The organism is Arthrobacter sp. 05T410, assembly GCF_056396505.1.
Map to the genome: position 1 here is coordinate 442826 of NZ_JBFTLP010000003.1, position 17395 is coordinate 460220.

15 protein-coding genes are annotated in these 17395 nt (G+C 69.1%); 10 read left to right on the plus strand and 5 right to left on the minus strand.

From position 1 onward, the window contains the following. Positions 1 to 2 precede the first annotated feature (2 nt). Both mgrA and AC1DFR_RS06745 read left to right on the plus strand, forming a co-directional pair. On the plus strand, positions 3 to 1043 hold the full coding sequence (gene mgrA / locus AC1DFR_RS06740; protein ID WP_476850284.1) for an L-glyceraldehyde 3-phosphate reductase: 1041 nt from the start codon (positions 3 to 5) through the stop codon (positions 1041 to 1043). A 184-nt stretch (positions 1044 to 1227) separates the two neighbouring features. Further along, on the plus strand, positions 1228 to 2313 hold the full coding sequence (locus AC1DFR_RS06745; RefSeq protein ID WP_476850285.1) for an inositol-3-phosphate synthase: 1086 nt from the start codon (positions 1228 to 1230) through the stop codon (positions 2311 to 2313). 184 nt (positions 2314 to 2497) lie between these two features. On the opposite strand, the gene AC1DFR_RS06750 is transcribed toward AC1DFR_RS06745, so the two are convergent. From AC1DFR_RS06750 to mshA, 3 genes are all read right to left on the minus strand, one after another. Continuing rightward, positions 2498 to 3457 (minus strand): hypothetical protein, encoded by a 960-nt coding sequence (locus tag AC1DFR_RS06750; RefSeq protein WP_476873017.1) that lies wholly within the window; start codon positions 3455 to 3457, stop codon positions 2498 to 2500. A gap of 179 nt (positions 3458 to 3636) precedes the next feature. Beyond that, positions 3637 to 5349: a formate--tetrahydrofolate ligase gene (locus AC1DFR_RS06755; protein ID WP_476873018.1), complete on the minus strand. Its 1713-nt coding sequence runs from the start codon at positions 5347 to 5349 to the stop codon at positions 3637 to 3639. 89 nt (positions 5350 to 5438) lie between these two features. Further along, a complete protein-coding gene (gene mshA / locus AC1DFR_RS06760) occupies positions 5439 to 6704 on the minus strand; it encodes a D-inositol-3-phosphate glycosyltransferase (RefSeq protein ID WP_476855720.1) in 1266 nt (421 codons plus the stop codon). A 127-nt stretch (positions 6705 to 6831) separates the two neighbouring features. Here mshA and AC1DFR_RS06765 point away from each other — a divergent pair, with 127 nt between their 5' ends. After that, a complete protein-coding gene (locus AC1DFR_RS06765) occupies positions 6832 to 7359 on the plus strand; it encodes an N-acetyltransferase family protein (RefSeq protein WP_476855721.1) in 528 nt (175 codons plus the stop codon). A 69-nt stretch (positions 7360 to 7428) separates the two neighbouring features. Here AC1DFR_RS06765 and AC1DFR_RS06770 read toward each other — a convergent pair whose 3' ends face one another. Beyond that, positions 7429 to 8889: a family 4 glycosyl hydrolase gene (locus tag AC1DFR_RS06770; protein WP_476873019.1), complete on the minus strand. Its 1461-nt coding sequence runs from the start codon at positions 8887 to 8889 to the stop codon at positions 7429 to 7431. Between the two features lie 93 nt (positions 8890 to 8982). Here AC1DFR_RS06770 and AC1DFR_RS06775 point away from each other — a divergent pair, with 93 nt between their 5' ends. From AC1DFR_RS06775 to tsaD, 6 genes are all read left to right on the plus strand, one after another. Beyond that, complete coding sequence (locus AC1DFR_RS06775; protein ID WP_476850291.1) at positions 8983 to 10074, plus strand: carbohydrate kinase family protein; 1092 nt, start codon at positions 8983 to 8985, stop codon at positions 10072 to 10074. Positions 10075 to 10730: 656 nt separating this feature from the next. After that, positions 10731 to 11951 (plus strand): alanine racemase, encoded by a 1221-nt coding sequence (gene alr, locus AC1DFR_RS06780; RefSeq protein WP_476873020.1) that lies wholly within the window; start codon positions 10731 to 10733, stop codon positions 11949 to 11951. Further along, the gene (tsaE, locus tag AC1DFR_RS06785) at positions 11948 to 12652 is read left to right on the plus strand and encodes a tRNA (adenosine(37)-N6)-threonylcarbamoyltransferase complex ATPase subunit type 1 TsaE (protein ID WP_476873021.1); all 705 of its coding nucleotides are present in this window, start codon (positions 11948 to 11950) and stop codon (positions 12650 to 12652) included. Before alr ends, tsaE begins: the two co-directional genes overlap by 4 nt. Further along, a complete protein-coding gene (tsaB, locus tag AC1DFR_RS06790) occupies positions 12652 to 13323 on the plus strand; it encodes a tRNA (adenosine(37)-N6)-threonylcarbamoyltransferase complex dimerization subunit type 1 TsaB (protein ID WP_028275754.1) in 672 nt (223 codons plus the stop codon). The genes tsaE and tsaB overlap by 1 nt, the downstream gene beginning before the upstream one ends. 47 nt (positions 13324 to 13370) lie before the next feature. Then, entirely contained in the window at positions 13371 to 13838 is a 468-nt protein-coding gene (gene rimI / locus AC1DFR_RS06795; protein WP_079550539.1) for a ribosomal protein S18-alanine N-acetyltransferase, read from the plus strand. Beyond that, a complete protein-coding gene (gene tsaD / locus AC1DFR_RS06800) occupies positions 13835 to 14935 on the plus strand; it encodes a tRNA (adenosine(37)-N6)-threonylcarbamoyltransferase complex transferase subunit TsaD (protein ID WP_476873022.1) in 1101 nt (366 codons plus the stop codon). The genes rimI and tsaD overlap by 4 nt, the downstream gene beginning before the upstream one ends. Before the next feature lie 82 nt (positions 14936 to 15017). Here tsaD and AC1DFR_RS06805 read toward each other — a convergent pair whose 3' ends face one another. Then, positions 15018 to 16169 carry a glutamate--cysteine ligase gene (locus tag AC1DFR_RS06805; protein WP_476873023.1) on the minus strand — a complete coding sequence of 384 codons (1152 nt, stop codon included), beginning with the start codon at positions 16167 to 16169 and terminating at the stop codon, positions 15018 to 15020. 308 nt (positions 16170 to 16477) lie between these two features. Here AC1DFR_RS06805 and AC1DFR_RS06810 point away from each other — a divergent pair, with 308 nt between their 5' ends. Continuing rightward, the gene (locus AC1DFR_RS06810) at positions 16478 to 17311 is read left to right on the plus strand and encodes a shikimate 5-dehydrogenase (RefSeq protein ID WP_476850297.1); all 834 of its coding nucleotides are present in this window, start codon (positions 16478 to 16480) and stop codon (positions 17309 to 17311) included. Positions 17312 to 17395 lie beyond the last annotated feature (84 nt).

The following is a 17395-nucleotide window of genomic DNA, read 5'->3' on the forward strand; positions in this document are numbered from 1 at the left end:
GTATGACATATTTGGCAGCTGATACCCGCTACGACTCCATGCCCTACCGCCGCGTGGGGCGTAGCGGCCTGAAACTCCCGGCCATCTCACTGGGCCTGTGGCACAACTTCGGCGACGACAAGCCGTTCGAGATCCAGCGCGCCATCCTGCGCCGGGCCTTCGACCTGGGCGTCACCCACTTTGACCTCGCCAACAACTACGGACCGCCCTATGGCAGCGCCGAGACCAACTTCGGCCGCCACTTCAAGGACGACTTCAAGCCGTACCGCGACGAGCTGATCATCTCCAGCAAGGCCGGCTACGACATGTGGCCGGGCCCGTACGGCAACTTTGGCTCCCGCAAGTACCTGCTGGCCAGCCTGGACCAGTCGCTGGGCCGGATGGGCCTGGACTATGTGGACATCTTCTACAGCCACCGCCCGGACCCCGAAACGCCGATGGAAGAAACCATGGGCGCCCTGGACCAGGCCGTGCGCTCCGGCAAGGCGCTCTACGCAGGCATTTCGTCCTACACCCCGGAACAGACCATCGAGGCCGCGGGGATCCTCAAGGAACTCGGCACCCCGCTGCTGATCCACCAGCCCAGCTACTCCATGCTCAACCGCTGGACCGAGAACGGCAGCCCCAACCTCTTCGAGGCGCTGGAGCAGGTGGGCGCCGGATCCATCGCGTTCTCGCCGCTGGCCCAAGGCATGCTCACCGACCGCTACCTGAAGGGCATTCCGGCCGACTCCCGGGCCGCCCAGCACAAGTCCCTGGGCGAATCCATGATCACCGAGGAGAAACTGGACCGCGTGCGCGGGCTCAACCGGATCGCCGAGGGCCGCGGGCAGACGCTCGCGCAGCTGGCCATCGCCTGGATCCTGCGCGATCAGGGCAAGGGCTCGTCGGTCACGTCCGCACTGGTGGGCGCGTCCAGCGTCCGGCAGCTTGAGGACACCTTGTCGGCGATCAACAACCTGGATTTCACGGCTGATGAGATCGACGCGATCGATGAATTCGCCGTCGAATCAGACATCAACCTGTGGGCCCAGAAGTCGTAGGCATCCGCAGTTACCGCAGTTAACAGAAGCGCCGGGTCCGCCGGGGAACAACCGCGGCCCCGGCGGCGTTGACTAGACTACTAAGGGCGCCTTACGGCGTCGTGTCCGCCTGCCGCCCGCACAACTGATGCAGTACCTCAGAGTGCGGCCGCGCCGGTCACCCTTGTTTCTCAAAAGGAGTTCCGTGTCTTCACATCCGATTCGTGTTGCAATCGTCGGCGTAGGTAACTGCGCCGCTTCGCTGGTCCAGGGCGTCCAGTACTACAAAGATGCCGACCCCAAGGCCACGATCCCGGGCCTGATGCACGTGGAGTTCGGCCAGTACCACGTCGGCGACGTCCAGTTCGTTGCCGCGTTCGACGTCGACGGCAAGAAGGTGGGGCAGGACCTGTCCGACGCCATCCTGGCCAGCGAAAACAACACCATCAAGATCGCCGATGTCCCGCCGACCGGCGTCACGGTCCAGCGCGGCCACACCCTGGACGGCCTGGGCAAGTACTACCTCGAGACCATCGAGCAGTCCCCGGAGGAGCCGGTCGACGTCGTCCAGGCTCTCAAGGACGCCCAGGTTGACGTCATGGTCTGCTACCTGCCGGTCGGCTCCCAGCAGGCCGCCGAGTTCTACGCCCAGTGCGCGATCGATGCCGGCGTGGCGTTCGTCAACGCCCTGCCGGTCTTCCTGGCCGGCACCAAGGAGTGGGCGGACAAGTTCATCGCCGCGGGCGTGCCGATCGTGGGCGATGACATCAAGAGCCAGATCGGTGCCACCATCACGCACCGCGTCATGGCCAAGCTGTTCGAGGACCGCGGCGTCACCCTGGACCGCACGTACCAGCTGAACGTCGGCGGCAACATGGACTTCAAGAACATGCTCGAGCGCGACCGCCTGGAGTCCAAGAAGATCTCCAAGACCCAGGCCGTCACCTCCAACGTCGAGGCCGAGCTCGCCGCCAAGGACGTCCACATCGGCCCGTCCGACTACGTCCAGTGGCTCGATGACCGCAAGTGGGCCTTCGTCCGCCTTGAGGGCCGCAACTTCGGCGACGCCCCGGTGTCGCTGGAATACAAGCTCGAAGTATGGGACTCGCCCAACTCCGCCGGCGTGATCATCGACGCCATCCGTGCCGCCAAGATCGGCCTGGACCGCGGCATCGGCGGCCCGCTGGTCTCGGCGTCGAGCTACTTCATGAAGTCCCCGCCGGAGCAGTTCAACGACGACCTCGCCCGTGAAAAGGTCGAGGCCTTCATCCGCGGCGACCTGGAGCGCTAACCGCCCCCGCTGCCGCCCTGCCTCTGGACGCTCCCTCACGTTTGGCGTGTTCCAACCCGACGCTCCCTCACCAATGGTGGGGGAGCGTCGTCGTTTTCGGATTGGGTCCGGGATGCTCCCTCACCTTTGGCCGATACCGACCCGATCCTCCCTCACGTCTTGCAGACATCGGCGGCTCGCTGCCTCAGATTGCGCTGGAAAAGCCAGCTGCGGCCGGCGGGCTGAGGTATGAGGTGCGGAGGATTCGCTTCATCTTGGTGACGGCGCCGGAGAAGCCATCCGCGAGGTCATCTTTTGTCAGGACGAGCACTGTCCATCCGGCTGCCTCGAAGGCCTTGTCACGGCGGCGGTCGCTGAAGATCTGTGCGGGGAGCAGGTGGTGCCCGCCGTCGTACTGAACCGCCAGCCGCCGACGGCGATACCCAAGGTCCGCCGTCGGCGCGGCAGGACTGTCCGGTCGCAGCGGGAGCTGCAGTTCCGGTTCCGGGAGCCCGGCGTCGCACATCGCCAGCCGCAGCAACGTCTCCGGCGCTGAATCCGAGCCCACGCGCATCAAGTCCAGTGCGGCACGGGCGCGGACGATTCCCTGCAGGTTCGGGTGACGGCCCACCATCCAACGCAGCTCATCGATGGTCGCAAAGGGATCACTGCGCCCTTCCAACCCCAGTCGGGGAATCCGCACCAGCTCATCACCCAGGCAGACCAACTCCGGCATGCTCAACCGCAGGGCGAGGTCGAGCCACGTCCGGGAGCGCGTGCTGATCCGGATCCCGTCCACTGTCTCGACCTCGCCCTCCAACGCAAGAACCGTGTGTCCGAGAATGCCTTTGCGCCGGACCTCCGGGAGCGCCCGCGGCTTGCTCAGGTGTAGCTCCTCCGAGTCCGAGAGCCAAGGAGGCAATATCTGGCATCGGAGCCTGGCAGCGGTGACGTGGGAGATCCAGGCGCCGGGCGACGCTGCGGCCAACGCACGAGCCGCCGCCTCCAGCTCGAAGTCCCAATCCGTGGGCCGGTAGAGACCCCGGCTGATGTGAATTACGTCGGAGTGCCGGAGCCTGGTTCTCGGCACTCCCAAGGACCTTGCATCCGCGATGGTAAAGGGTGCTGCGCTGAGTGGACCGGGAAGCTTCGTAGGCTTTTCCATGCTGGCATTTTGAACCTATTTGGAGAGCCGCGCAGGAGTTATCCACAGATGTCCCGGATCGGCCCGCGGCGGCAGGCGCAAGCGCCGCGCCGGACCTGAGGGAGCGTCGGTTGGGGAGTTGCCGGACCTGAGGGATCGTTGGTTGGGGGGATGCAGGAGGTGAGGGAGCGTCAGGTGGTTTAGAAGAGGCCGACCGGGTTGCCGGCGTCGTCGACGTCCATCCGCATCGCTGCCGGCACCTTGGGCAGGCCCGGCATGGTCATCACGGCGCCGGTGAGGGCCACGATGAAGCCCGCGCCGGTCTTGGGGATGAGATCCCGGACGTGGATGGTGAAGCCCTTGGGCGCGCCGAGGCGGGTGGCGTCGTCGGTGAAGGAGTACTGGGTCTTCGCCATGCACACCGGCATCCCGGACCAGCCGTTCTTCTCGATCTCGGCCAGCCGTTTCAGCGCGGGCACGGAGAAATCCACGCCGTCGGCGCCGTAAATCTCCTGCACGATGGTCCGGATCTTGTCCTCCACGGACATCTCCAGCGGATACAGGTGCCGGAAGCCGTGCGGGGCGTCGATCGCGGCCGCTACCTTCGCCGCGAGCTCGTCGCCGCCGTCGCCGCCACCGCCGCGGCCCCAGACATCGGCCACCGCGGCCTGGACACCCTCCGCGGCGCACCACTGAAGCAGCCAGTCCAGCTCCTCGGCGGTGTCCGTGGCGAATTTGTTGACCGCCACGACCGGGGTGATGCCGAACTTCTCGACGTTGCGGATGTGGCGCCGCAGATTGGCGACGCCGGCGGCCAGCGCCTCCACGTTGGGCTCCTTGAGCAGGTCTTTCGGCACGCCGCCGTGCATCTTGAGCGCCCGGACGGTGGCCACGAGGACGACGGCGGACGGGGCGACGTCGGCCATCCGCGACTTGATGTCCATGTACTTTTCGGCGCCGAGGTCCGCGCCGAACCCCGCCTCGGTGATGACGATGTCCGCAAGGCGGCGGGCCGTCTGCGTGGCGATGAGGGAGTTGCAGCCGTGGGCGATGTTGGCGAAGGGCCCGCCGTGCACCAGCGCCGGGGTGCCGGCGATGGTCTGCACGAGGTTGGGTTTGATCGCGTCCTTGAGCAGCATGGTCAGGGCGCCCTGGACGCCGAGGTCGGCCACGGTCACTGGCCGGCGGTCGTAGGTGTAGCCAAACGTGATCCGGCCGAGCCGGTCGCGCAGATCGTTCAGGTCCGTGGCGAGGCAGAACACGGCCATGATCTCCGAGGCCACGGTGATGTCGAAGCCGTCCTGCCGCGGCGTGCCCTGGGCGGGCCCGCCGAGGCCGATCACGACCTCCCGGAGGGACCGGTCGTTCATGTCCAGGACGCGCTTGAACGTCATCCGGCGCGGATCGATGTTGAGTTCGTTGCCCTGGAAGATGTGGTTGTCCACGAGGGCCATGAGGGCGTTGTTCGCTGATGTGATGGCGTGGAAATCGCCCGTGAAGTGCAGGTTGATCTGGTCCATCGGCAGCACCTGGGAGTAGCCGCCGCCGGTCGCGCCGCCCTTCATGCCCAGGATGGGGCCGAGCGAGGGTTCGCGCAGTGCGATCATCACGCTGTGCCCGGCCCGGGCCAGGGAATCCGCGAGCCCCACCGTCGTGGTGGACTTGCCTTCGCCGGCGGGGGTGGGCGACATCGCGGAGACCAGCACCACCTTGCCGGGCGCGCGCACGGGGGTGCCCGCCGGAACGGTCAGCTTCGCCGGGTCGATCTTGGCCTTGTAGGGTCCGTAGAATTCCAGCGCGTCCGGGGTGATGCCGGCGGCCGCCGCAATCTCCCCGATCGGCTTCATGACTGCCCGCTGGGCAATTTCCAGGTCGCTGGGGACGTTGTTCCCGGCAGTGGTGGTCTCAGACATCGTTGTCCTTCGGCTCGTGGCGTCGGCGGGTTTGTCCCGGTCCGGTGTTGACGGGCGGGGTTGGAGCGGGCGGAGGGGGTGGAACCGGTTCAGGGTGTGTGGCCCACCGGGATGGTCAGGCTTCCAAAATACTGGCTTACGGCGGTGTGGTAGCTCTCCAGCGTAATCGCGGCGGTGCGTTGCCAGCCGAACTCCTGGGCATGGATCGCGGCGGCGCGCCCCATGTCGGTGCGGGTTTGGGTGTCGTCGAAGAGCGACTCGAGGGCGTCCGCCCAGTCGCTGGCCTTGTGGCCCTCGATCAGCATCCCGGTCCGTCCGTCCTGGACGGCGCGGGAGAGGCCGCCGACTTTCGTGGCGAGGACCGGCGTCCCGCAGGCCTGCGCCTCCAGCGCCACCAGGCCGAAGGACTCGCTGTAGGAGGGCATCACCACGACGTCGGCGGACCGGTACCAGCCGGCCAGCTCCGGGGCGTTCACCGGCGGGTGGTGGGTGGCGACGTCGTCCATTCCGGCGGCGCTGATCAGCGTCTTGAGGTTGAAGTCCTTGGCGCCGCTGACGGCCCCCAGGATGGTCAGCTGCAGGTCGATGTCCGGGCGCCGGGAGCGCAGGAGCGCCGCCGCCTTGATCAGGATCTGCGGGCCCTTGAGCCGCTGGATACGGCCTGCGAACAGCAGATGGAACTTGCCCGGGGCGATGCCGTGCTGTGCCCTGGCCCGGTTCCTGAAGGCCGGCGTGAAGACGGCCAGGTCCACGCCGGGCGGCGCGACGTCGATGTGGTCGATGTCGGCGTTGTAGTGCGAGACCAGCTCGGCCGCTTCGGTGCCGGTATTGGCGATCAGCCGGGTCGCGCCGTCGACAATCCGGTGCTCGCCGTCCTCACGCCGCCGCGGCTCGGGCTGTTCGCCGGACTCGAGGAGCTGGTTCTTGACCTTCGCCATCGTGTGCATGGTGTGGACGAGGGGCAGCCGCCACAGCTCCGCGAGCTCCAGCCCGGCCACCCCGGAGACCCAGTAATGGGAATGGATGACGTCATACCGGCCGTGCGGCTGGAGCAGCCGGATCCGGTTGATCTCGGCGACCATGCTGTGCAGCAGCCCCGGGAGCTCCTCCTTGGGCAGCTTACGGGGCGGGCCGGCGAGGACGTTGTGCACGCACACGCCCGGGGACGGGTGTTCGACGGCGGGCTGCGTGGCCGAGGTGGACCGGGTGAAGATCTCCACTTCCACGCCGGTTTCGGCGAGGGCGGCGGCCAGCGCCCGGACGTACACGTTCATGCCGCCGGCGTCACCGGAGCCGGGTTGTTCCATGGGCGAGGTGTGCAGGGAAAGGAAAGCGACGCGGCGGATCAGCGACACGGTTCCCCTTTCCTCTGCCCATTTTTTTCTGCCCAATGCATGTCGATAAAACATTACTCCTGAAGTGCCGGCCGGTTCACGGGGCCGTTCGGTTCGCAGACCGGGGCGTGCTGCTAACGTGGCCGCTGTGAACACAACGACAGGACAAGAACCTGCAGCCGGCTGGACCATCCGGGAGGCCCGCCCGGAGGACTGGCCGGGCATCTGGGCGATCCTGGAACCCGTCGTCCGGGCCGGGGAGACCTTCACCTGGGACCGGGACACCGCCGAGGACGAGGCCCGCGCACGCTGGTTCAAGCAGGCGCCGGGCCGGACATTCGTCGCGGTTGCCTCCGACACCGGCGCGATTCTTGGCACCGGCGAGCTGCACCCCAACCAGGGCGGCGGCGGCAGCCATGTGGCCAACGCAGGTTACATGGTCCACCCGGGCCAGGCCGGCCGCGGACTGGCCCGGGCCCTCTGCGCCTATTCGCTCGACGCCGCGCGCGACGCCGGTTTCCGGGCCATGCAGTTCAACGCCGTGGTGGAAAGCAATGTCCGGGCCGTGGCAGCGTGGAAGTCCATGGGCTTCGAGGTGCTCGCGACCATTCCCGAGGCGTTCAACCACCCTGAACTGGGGTACGTGGGCCTGCACGTGATGTACCGAAAGCTGTAGGGTAGCCGGCCCGGTGCCGCGGGACCGCCGGGACGCTGATGTTGGCGGGCCGTTAAGGCCCACGGGCAGCTACGGCCCGCCGTGCCAGAGACGGCCCAGTTCCGGGAAGGCTGCTTCATAGCCGGCCAGCAGTTTTCCGGCGAGGTCATCCGAGTCCACGAGCGGATGCCTGGCGAACGCGGCGAGGGCCGCCTCCCGCCGGCCGGTCGTCGCCGCCTCCACCACGAGCCGTTCGACGTCCTTGACGCGCCGCAGCAGCTCCAGTTGCGCCGGTCCCGGGCGGTCCTGCGGGACTGGCTCGGCGCCGTCGGGCGTCACCCGGCACGGAACTTCGACGACGGCGTCGGCCGGCAGCCCCGGGACAACCGGCACCACCTGCGCTCCGGACCCAGCGCCGCCCGCTTCCGGGCCGGCGGGCGCCGCTTCCGGGCCGGCGGACCCGGGCGTGGTGACGGCGTTGCGCGTGTTGAGGATCAGGTCCGCCGGGCCGCCGCCGGAGAGGGCGCGCATGGCCGCCAGCGCCACCCGCTCGTAGCCGCCGCCTGCGAGATCGGTCTCGTCGCGGCGTTCGCCCGAGGTGCGGGCCTCCGCGAGGTAGCCCTCCTCGCGGGACCTGCGGGCATCCTCCCACAGCGCAAAAGCCTCGGCTCCGGCGGCAGCCAGACGGGGATAGAGTTCGGCCTGCTGCCGGGCGATCGATTCCCCCCGGGTCTGACCTGCGGCGCGCATGCCGGCCACCGCACGAACGGTGTCGTAGTAGTAGAAAAGATATTCATTCGGCAGGCAGCCAAGGCTGGCCAGCAACCCGGGCGGGAACAGCCGGCCTTCCTCGAATTCCGACAGCGCCGCAGGGTTCGTGAGCAGTGCCGGGAGGGCGTCCCGGCCCCCGGCCTCCAGCCGGTACAGCCAGCCGAGGTGGTTCAGGCCGTAGTAGCCCACGCCGTCGAGCGTGCCCTCGGGCAGCGCGACGCCGGCGGCCCGCGCCGCGCGGTGCACCAGGCCGCTGGCGGAGTCGCAAATCCCGATCACTCTGGGGCCGAGCACGGGGACCAGGGCCTCCGTGACCATGCCGGCGGGGTTGGTGAAGTTGAGCAGCCACGCCCCGGGGCAGCGGCTCCGCATTTCCTCCGCGAGCCGCAGCATCGGCGGAATGGAGCGCAGCGCGTAGGAGATCCCGCCGGCGCCGGTGGTTTCCTGGCCCAGGAGTCCGAGGTCCAGGGCGATCCGCTCGTCGGCGGTCCGGCCGGCGGTGCCGCCGGGCCGGATGGCGGCGAAGACCATGTCGGCGCCGTCCAAGGCCTCGGGGAGCGAGGACACGGCACGGATCTGCGGGCCGGAACCCGGCGGGCTGGAACCCGGCGGGCCCTGCCGGGCCAGGGAGGCCAGGACCGCCTCGATGGCCGCCAGCCTGGCGGGGTCGACGTCGTAGAGCACCAGCTCCCGCACCAGCCCCGCGAAAGGCCCGGCAGAGAGCGCCCGGTAGACCAGGGGGACGCGGAAGCCGCCCCCGCCGGCGATCGTGAGCCGCATGCGGACAGTCTATTCCCCGCCTTGTTCGCCGCCGGTTTGGGCCCCGCTTTCCCCTGGTATCCCTCGACGGCGGTACGGCGTAATGTGCCGTATATGGACGCGACCCCGGCGCGGCGATTTGATCCGCTCTCTGCCGTCCGCAGCCCGGCCGCGGACGGATTCGACTTGCTCCTGACCGGGACCGTGTTCCAGGACATCATCTTCACCGGGCTGCCCCACGCGCCGCAGCCCGGCACGGAAATCTGGAGCGACGGGATGGGCAGCTGCCCCGGGGGCGTCGCCAATCAGGCCATCGCCGCCTCCCGGCTGGGACTGCGGACCGGTCTTGCCGCCGTGTTCGGCGATGACGGCTACGGTGACTACAACTGGAAGATTCTGGCCGCCCAGGAACACGTGGACCTGTCCCTGTCCCGGCGTGTTCCGGGCTGGCATTCGCCCGTCACGGTGTCCCTGAGCGTGGAGAAGGACCGGTCCATGGTGACGCACGGGCACCCGGCGCCGGTGACTTCCACCGAGCTGGTTGGATGCCCGCCGCCGGCGCTCGCAGCCGTTGCGGAGCTGGGGGAGGAACTCGAACCGTGGGCTGTCGACGCGCACAAGAACGGCGTCCAGCTGTTCGGCGATGTCGGCTGGGACCCCACCGGCGCGTGGTCCTCGACCCGGCTGGACCACCTGAAGTATTTCCACGCTTTCATGCCGAACCAGCACGAGGCCATGAACTTCACGGGCTGCGACGACCCCTGGTCCGCCCTGTACTCGCTTGCGGACCGGGTTCCGGTGGCGGTGGTCACCCTCGGCGCCCAGGGTTCCATGGCCGTGGATTCGGAAACGGGGGAGGAGGAGTGGGTCCCGTCCCTGCCGGTCCGGGCCTACGATCCCACCGGCGCCGGTGACTGCTTCGGTGCGGCCTTCATTGTCGGATCCCTGGCCGGCTGGCCGCTGGGAGACCGTCTCCGCTTCGCCAATCTGTGCGCCGCCCTGGCCGTCCAGGAGGTGGGCGGCTCGCTGGCCGCGCCCGGCTGGGGCGACATTGCCGACTGGTGGCAGCGGGCCAACGCACGGAAGGAACGGCAAAGCAGCCAATGGCTTCGCCGCTACCGTTTCCTGGAAGAGATCGTGCACGACGTCCCGCCCGAGGCGCAGCGGCGCGCGACGGCGACCATCGCCCACCAGTCCGACGCGTAGACGGGCGGGCGCGGCTGGGCTTTCGTGGCTGGCACCAGTGGACATGTCCTCCGCTGGGGCCGGATTCGTGGGCATGGACCCGTTCTGCGCGGCCGCGGGAGTGAAGATTGGGCATGTCCCGGGGTGGGGGTGCGGCCGGATTCGTGGCAGCAGTGGGCATGTCCTCCGGTGGGGCCGGGGCGTGGGCATGGACCCGTTGTGCGCGGGCTTGGGCGTGAAAATGAGCATATCCCGCGGTGGGGGTCCAGCCGGATTCATGGCACCAGTGGACATGTCCTCCGCTGGGGCGGGGGCGTGGGCATGGACCCGTTCTGCGCGGCCTTGGGTGTGAAGATTGGGCATGTCCCGGGGTGGGTGTGCGGCCGGATTCGTGGCACCAGTGGGCATGTCCTCCGCAGGGGACGGGGCGTGGGCATGGACCCGTTGCGCGCGGCCTCTGGTGTGAAGATTGGGCATGTCCCGGGGTGGGGGGTGCGGCCGGATTCGTGCCACCAGTGGGCATGTCCTCCGCTGGGGCCGGGGCTTGGGCATGGACCCGTTCTGCGCGGCCCTGGGCGTGAAGATTGGGCATGTCCCGCGGGGAGGAATGGGCATGTCCAGCGGTGGCCGGGCCCGGCCGATTATTCGGCCCGCAGCGCCGCGCCTAGAATCGTTAGGTGACTTACCAAGCAGCAACAGGCGATCTCCTGCCCGGTTCGGCGGCAGTGCCGGCCCACGCTGAGGAGCGCTCAGCCGTAATCGATCTCGACGCCATCCGGCACAACGTCCGCCGCATCGCAGCGGTGGCCTCACCCGCGCAGGTCATGGCCGTGGTCAAGGCCGACGCCTACGGGCACGGCGCCGTCCAGGTGGCCCGCGCGGCCCTCGGCGCGGGGGCCAGCTGGCTTGGCGTCGCCCACATCTCCGAGGCCCTCGCCCTGCGCGCCGCCGGGATCGAGGCGCCGCTGCTGGCCTGGCTGCACACCCCGGACAGCAACTTCGCCGCCGCAGTGGCCGCAGGAATCGACATCGGCTGCTCGGGCTGGGAACTGGACCGGATCGTGGCCGCGGCCCGCGAGCAGGAACGGCCCGCCCGCGTCCACTTGAAGGTCGACACCGGGCTCGGCCGCAACGGCGCCACCCTCGACGCCTGGGACAGCCTGGTCGGCGAAGCCATGGAACACCAGGACCAGGGCCTGCTCCGGGTCGTGGGGATCTTCTCCCACCTGGCCGTCGCCGACGAACCCGAACGGCCCGAAACCGACGACCAGCTCGCCGCGTTCCGCCAGGTCCTCGCCGTCGCCCAGGACGCCGGCGTGGACCCCGAGGTCCGCCACCTCGCCAACACCCCGGCCACCCTCTCCCGGCCGGACACCCACTTTGACCTCGTCCGCGTGGGGCTGGGCCTGTACGGGCTGTCACCCTTCGAAGGGCAAAGTCCGGCCGAGCTCGGGCTGCGCCCGGCCATGACGGTCCGCACGGTGGTCTCGCACTGCAAGGACGTGCCCGCCGGGCAGGGCGTTTCCTACGGGCTGAACTACCGCACGGACGGCGTCAGCACCCTCGGGCTCATCCCGCTGGGCTACGCCGACGGCGTGCCGCGCATCGCCACCGGCGGCCCCGTCCGGGTCGAGGGCGTGAACTATCCGGTAGTGGGTCGCATTGCGATGGACCAGATGGTGATCGACCTCGGACCCCGCCACGTGGCGGCCGGAGGCCCGAGCATCCTCGGCGCCGAGGCAGTGCTGTTTGGCGACGGCGCCGACGGCGGACCCACGGCAGATGACTGGGCCAAGGCCGCCGGTACAAACAACTACGAGATCGTCACCAGGATCAGCCCCCGCGTGCCGCGCCGCTACCTGAACGAAGAGCCCTCCACCGGCGAAGAGCGGCCGTGAGCGCGCCCGCGTGGGAACGGAGCCTTGAGGTCCACACGGCGGCGCAGACGCATGCGCTCGCCGCGGCCCTCGGCGCCGTGCTGGAAACCGGCGATCTGCTGGTCCTGACCGGCGAACTGGGTGCCGGCAAGACCACGTTCACGCAGGGGCTGGGGGAGGGCCTGGGAGTGCGGGCCGGCATCATCTCGCCGACCTTTGTCCTGGTGCGCATCCACCCCAACCTGCCCGGAGGACCCCGGCCGGGCGGACCGGACCTGGTGCATGTGGACGCCTACCGGCTGGAGTCGGCCGCTGAAATCGACGACATCGATCTTGAAAACACCATGGACAGCTCCGTGACGGTGGTCGAGTGGGGTCGCGGCCGGGTTGAGCACCTCAGCGACAGCCGGCTGGAGGTGGAGCTCCACCGCACCCGCGGAGGCGCCGCCGCTTCCGCCGAAACCCCCGAAGCCCCCGCCGAAACCGGCGCCAGTCCCGTTCTGGATTTCGACACGGACGACGACGACGAGCCGCGGACCGTCGTGATCCGCGGCTTTGGTCCGCGCTGGGCTGAAGCGCCGACGCTGCCCGGCGCCGAGCCCGGGCACGTCGTCGAGCCCCTGCCCGAGACGCTGCCCGGCGCCGAGCCGCTGTCCGAGACTATGCCCGGCGCCAGGCCCCTCCCCGGGACCACGCCCCAGACCCCGGAACGGAATCCCTGATGCTGATCCTCGCCATCGACACCTCAGCTGTCGCCAGCGCCGCCCTGGTCTCCGATGATGCGCCGGAATCCGTGCTCGCCAGCTTCGCCACCGAGGACACGCGCACCCACGCGGAGGTCCTGGCCCCGGGGATCGACGGGCTCCTGGCTGAGGCCGGCGTCAGCGGGCACGACGTCGACGCTATCGTCACCGGCGTCGGCCCCGGCCCGTTCACAGGACTGCGCTCCGGGATCGTCACGGCCCGCACCCTCGCCTTTGTCTGGGGCAAGCCGCTGTACGGCGTCATGAGCCTGGACGCGATCGCCCTGGAAGTAGCCGAATCCACCGACTCGGCCGCGGAGTTCATTGTCGCCACCGATGCGCGCCGCAAGGAAGTGTACTGGGCCCGGTACACCCTCTCCGATGCCCAGCTGCCGCATCTGGAGGACGGCCCGCACGTGGGATTCGCCGCGGACCTGCCGGATCTGCCCGTGTACGGTGCAGGGGCAGGAATCTACTCCGACGCCGTCAAGGCGGTCGCGGAATTCAGCACCCGCCAGCCGGAGGCCCTCTCGCTCGGCCAGTTCGCACTCGCCCGGCTCTCCGCGGGGGAACAGCTCCTGGACTCCACCCCCCTGTACCTGCGCGAATCCGACGCCCAGGTGCCCGGACCGCGGAAGCGTGCCCTGTGAGCGCGGAGCGAGCCGTCCGGCTGCCCGGCGGAGTCACCCTGCGGGACATGGACGCCGCGGACATCCCCGCCATCCACGCCCTGGAACTCCGGCTCTTTCCCGTGGATGCCTGGCCGCTGCAGATGTTCCACGACGAGCTGGCGCAGGTGGATACCCGCCGCTACCTCGTGGCGGAGGTCCACGGCGGGATCGTGGGCTATGCCGGGCTCATGTGCATCGAACCGATCTCGGACGTCCAGACGATCGCCGTGGTGCCCGAGCAGGAAGGCAAGGGCATCGGCTCTGCCCTGCTCACCGAGCTGATCGCGGAAAGCCGGCGCCGGCACGCCCAGGACGTGCTGCTCGAGGTCAGGGCGGACAACCCCCGGGCCCAGCAGCTTTACCTGCGCTTCGGCTTCGAACAGATCCACGTCCGGCCCCGCTACTACCGGGACGGCGTCGACGCCCTGATCATGCGGCTCCAGCTGCCCCGCGAACCGCTCAGCCCCCAGCCAACGGAAGCAGGCCGACCATGAACCGCACCCAGCCGCTCGTGCTCGGCATCGAGTCCTCCTGCGACGAAACCGGCGTCGGCATCGTCCGGGGAACCACCCTGCTGACGAACACCGTCTCGTCCTCCATGGACGAACACGTCCGCTTCGGCGGCGTGATCCCCGAGATCGCCTCCCGCGCCCACCTCGACGCGTTCGTCCCCACCCTCGAGGAGGCCCTCGCGGAGGCGGGAGTGACGCTCGCGGACATCGACGCGATCGCCGTCACCTCCGGGCCGGGCCTGGCAGGTGCCCTCATGGTGGGGGTGTGCGCGGCCAAGGCGCTCGCCGTCGCCACCGGCAAACCGCTCTACGCCATCAACCACCTGGTGGCGCATGTCGGCGTCGGGCTCCTGCAACAGGGCGCCGGCGCGCCGTCGCCGCAAACAACGCCGCACGCCCTGCCGGAGAATATGGGCGCGCTCCTGGTCTCCGGCGGGCACACCGAGATCCTGCGGATCCGGAGCATCACGGACGACGTCGGGCTGCTGGGCTCCACGATCGATGACGCCGCCGGCGAAGCGTATGACAAGGTGGCGCGGCTCCTGGGCCTGGGCTACCCGGGCGGTCCGGCCATCGACAAGCTCGCGCGCACGGGCAACGCCAAAGCCATCCGGTTCCCGCGCGGGCTCACCCAGCCCAAGTACATGGGGACCGCCGAGGAGCCCGGGCCGCACCGCTACGACTGGTCCTTCAGCGGGCTCAAGACCGCCGTCGCCCGCTGCGTGGAGCAGTTCGAGGCCCGCGGCGAGGAGGTGCCCGTGGCGGACATCGCCGCGGCCTTCCAGGAAGCCGTGGTGGATGTCATTACCGCCAAGGCAGTGCTCGCCTGCCGCGAAAACGGCATCACGGAGGTCCTCCTGGGTGGCGGGGTCGCCGCCAACTCGCGGCTGCGCCAGCTCACCGAACAACGCTGCAGTGCGGCCGGCATCCGGCTGACAGTGCCGCCGCTGCCGCTGTGCACGGACAACGGCGCCATGGTGGCCGCGCTCGGGGCGCAACTGGTGATGGCCGGCGTGAAACCGAGCGGGATCGGCTTTGCGCCGGATTCCTCAATGCCGGTCACGACAGTCTCCGCCTGAGGCCACAGCCTGAGGCTTCGTCCGCGTGGAGCTAGGACGGCCCGGGGGGCTTCGGCCGCCTGCGTGGCGGCTGCCGCCGGAGCTAGGCGTCCGGGCCCTGGCGCATCTGCTTGACCAGGTCCAGGACGACGGCGCGCAGGTCCCCGCCGTGCTCGGCGGCGACCCGGCGCTGCCGCTGGTAGCCGGCGCCGCGCTCGATGATCTTCTCGACGTCGGCCAGTTCGGCGCTGCAGCCCAGCTTCGCCGCCACCGGCTCAAGCCGCTTGAGCGTCTCGCGCAGGTGCTCTGTTACGAGCTGCTCGTTGCCGTCGGCGTCGAGGATGATGATCGCGTCCAGGCCATACCGGGCCGCGCGCCACTTGTTTTCCTGCACATGCCACGGGGGCATCGTGGGAATGGTGCCGCCGTTTTCCAGCGTGGTGGAAAATTCGTCGACAAGGCACTGCGTCAGCGCCGCGATCGCCCCAACGTCCTCGAGGGTCGCCAGGCCGTCGCAAATGCGCATCTCGATGGTGCCAAGCGCCGGAACGGGGCGGATGTCCCACCGGATCTCGGAGAGCGTGTCAATCACACCGGTGGTGAACATGTCCTGGACGTAGGACTCGTAGTCCTCCCAGCTGGCGAACTGGAACGGCAGCCCGGCGGTGGGCAGCTGCTGGAACATGAGGGCGCGGTGCGAGGCGTATCCGGTGTCCTCGCCGCCCCAAAACGGGCTGGACGCGGAGAGCGCCTGGAAGTGCGGGAAGTAATTGACCAGGCCGTCCAGCACCGGAAGGACCTTGTCCCGGCTGTCCAGTCCGACGTGCACATGGACGCCGTAAATGACCATCTGCCGGCCCCACCACTGGGTCCGGTCAATGAGCTTGGCGTAGCGTTCCTTGTCCGTGACGGGCTGCAGCTGGGGCGGGCTGAAGGGGTGGCTCCCGGCGCAAAAGATCTCCACACCCATCGGATCGGTCACGTCCCGGACAGCCGCGAGCGAGCTGCTCAGGTCCGCCTTGGCCTCCGCGACGGTGGTGCAGATGCCGGTGACGAGCTCCACGGTGTTCAGCAGCAGCTCCTGCTTGATGTGCGGGTGCTCGTCGTCCTCATTGAGTTCGGGATGCCGGGCAGCGACGCCGCGCAGCACCTGGTTCGCCACGGAGGCCAGCTCACCGGTCTCGGCGTCGACGAGCGCCAGCTCCCATTCCACGCCAAGAGTCGACTGCCTGGATGAAGCGAACTCGATCTTCATGTGGTCCCTTCACTGTTCTGCTGTCGCTGGCCGTGGTCCTGGTGGGGAAATGCGCTGGCGAACATCCTCGGACATGCCTCTGGACATGGCACCGGCGGTGTCACGTGCAATTTCCCACACACCAGTGCGCCGGCCGGGGGCCGGCAGGGCTACGGGTGGTCCAAGTCTAGTGCAGGGGCGGCCCCGGGACGGTGTCAAAGTTGCCGCTGCTGCGTGAGTGTATTCACAACGTCGCTGGTCAGCGACGGCGCGCGCGGTTGCGCGTTGGGCTGCGGGTGGCCGGAGCGATCCTGGCGTTTAATGGAGCTGTGCCCATTCTGAACAAAGACATGACCCTGTGTATCTCGCTCTCGGCCCGGCCCAGCAACAATGGGACGCGCTTCCACAACCACCTGTACGAACAGCTGGGCCTGAACTGGATCTACAAGGCCTTTGCCCCAACCGACCTCGCCCAGGCGATCGCCGGGGTGCGCGGCCTCGGCATCCGCGGCTGCGCGGTGTCCATGCCTTACAAGGAGGACGTGATCGCCCTCGTTGACGTCATGGACCCGTCGGCGAAGGCCATCGACTCGGTCAACACCATCGTCAACGACGGCGGCCGGCTCACGGCGTACAACACCGACTACACCGCAATCGAGCAGCTCTTGCAGAGCAATGCAGTCCCCACGGACTACTCGGTGCTGGTCCTGGGCTCCGGCGGCATGGCCAAGGCCACCGTGGCCGCGCTCCGGGATGCCGGGTTCAAGGACGTGACCGTCGTGGCCCGCAACGAGGGCTCCGGCCGCGCCCTGGCCGAACAGTACGGCTTCGCCTGGCGCGCGGACCTGGGCTCTGCGGACTCCGGTACCGGCACGGCGGACATGCTAATCAACGTCACCCCCATCGGGATGGCCGGCGGCCCGGACGCCGCCTCGCTGCCCTTCCCGCAGGAGGCCATCGATGCCGCCAAAGTGGTGTTCGACGTCGTCGCGCTCCCGGCCGAGACACCGCTGATCAAGGCCGGCCGCGCGGCCGGCAAGACCGTGATCACCGGAGCCGAGGTCGCCACGATCCAGGCGCTCGAGCAGTTCGTGCTGTACACCGGCGTCCGGCCGACCGACGAGCAAATCCGGGCAGCCGAGGAGTTCACGCGGGCCCAGTAGCCCGACAGCCCAGTTGACCGGCCGCTTCGCTGACATCCGGCGGCGGCGGGGCACGGCGCCGCGGGGCACTCGGCCGGTGGGATC

Excerpts from the sequence above, each read along its gene's own strand:
- mgrA (WP_476850284.1), top strand. The coding sequence starts at position 3 with ATGACATATTTGGCAGCTGATACCCGCTACGACTCCATGCCCTACCGC.
- AC1DFR_RS06750 (WP_476873017.1), bottom strand. The coding sequence starts at position 3,457 with ATGGAAAAGCCTACGAAGCTTCCCGGTCCACTCAGCGCAGCACCCTTT.
- AC1DFR_RS06755 (WP_476873018.1), bottom strand. The coding sequence starts at position 5,349 with ATGTCTGAGACCACCACTGCCGGGAACAACGTCCCCAGCGACCTGGAA.
- AC1DFR_RS06770 (WP_476873019.1), bottom strand. The coding sequence starts at position 8,889 with ATGCGGCTCACGATCGCCGGCGGGGGCGGCTTCCGCGTCCCCCTGGTC.
- AC1DFR_RS06775 (WP_476850291.1), top strand. The coding sequence starts at position 8,983 with ATGGACGCGACCCCGGCGCGGCGATTTGATCCGCTCTCTGCCGTCCGC.
- tsaB (WP_028275754.1), top strand. The coding sequence starts at position 12,652 with ATGCTGATCCTCGCCATCGACACCTCAGCTGTCGCCAGCGCCGCCCTG.
- rimI (WP_079550539.1), top strand. The coding sequence starts at position 13,371 with ATGGACGCCGCGGACATCCCCGCCATCCACGCCCTGGAACTCCGGCTC.
- tsaD (WP_476873022.1), top strand. The coding sequence starts at position 13,835 with ATGAACCGCACCCAGCCGCTCGTGCTCGGCATCGAGTCCTCCTGCGAC.
- AC1DFR_RS06805 (WP_476873023.1), bottom strand. The coding sequence starts at position 16,169 with ATGAAGATCGAGTTCGCTTCATCCAGGCAGTCGACTCTTGGCGTGGAA.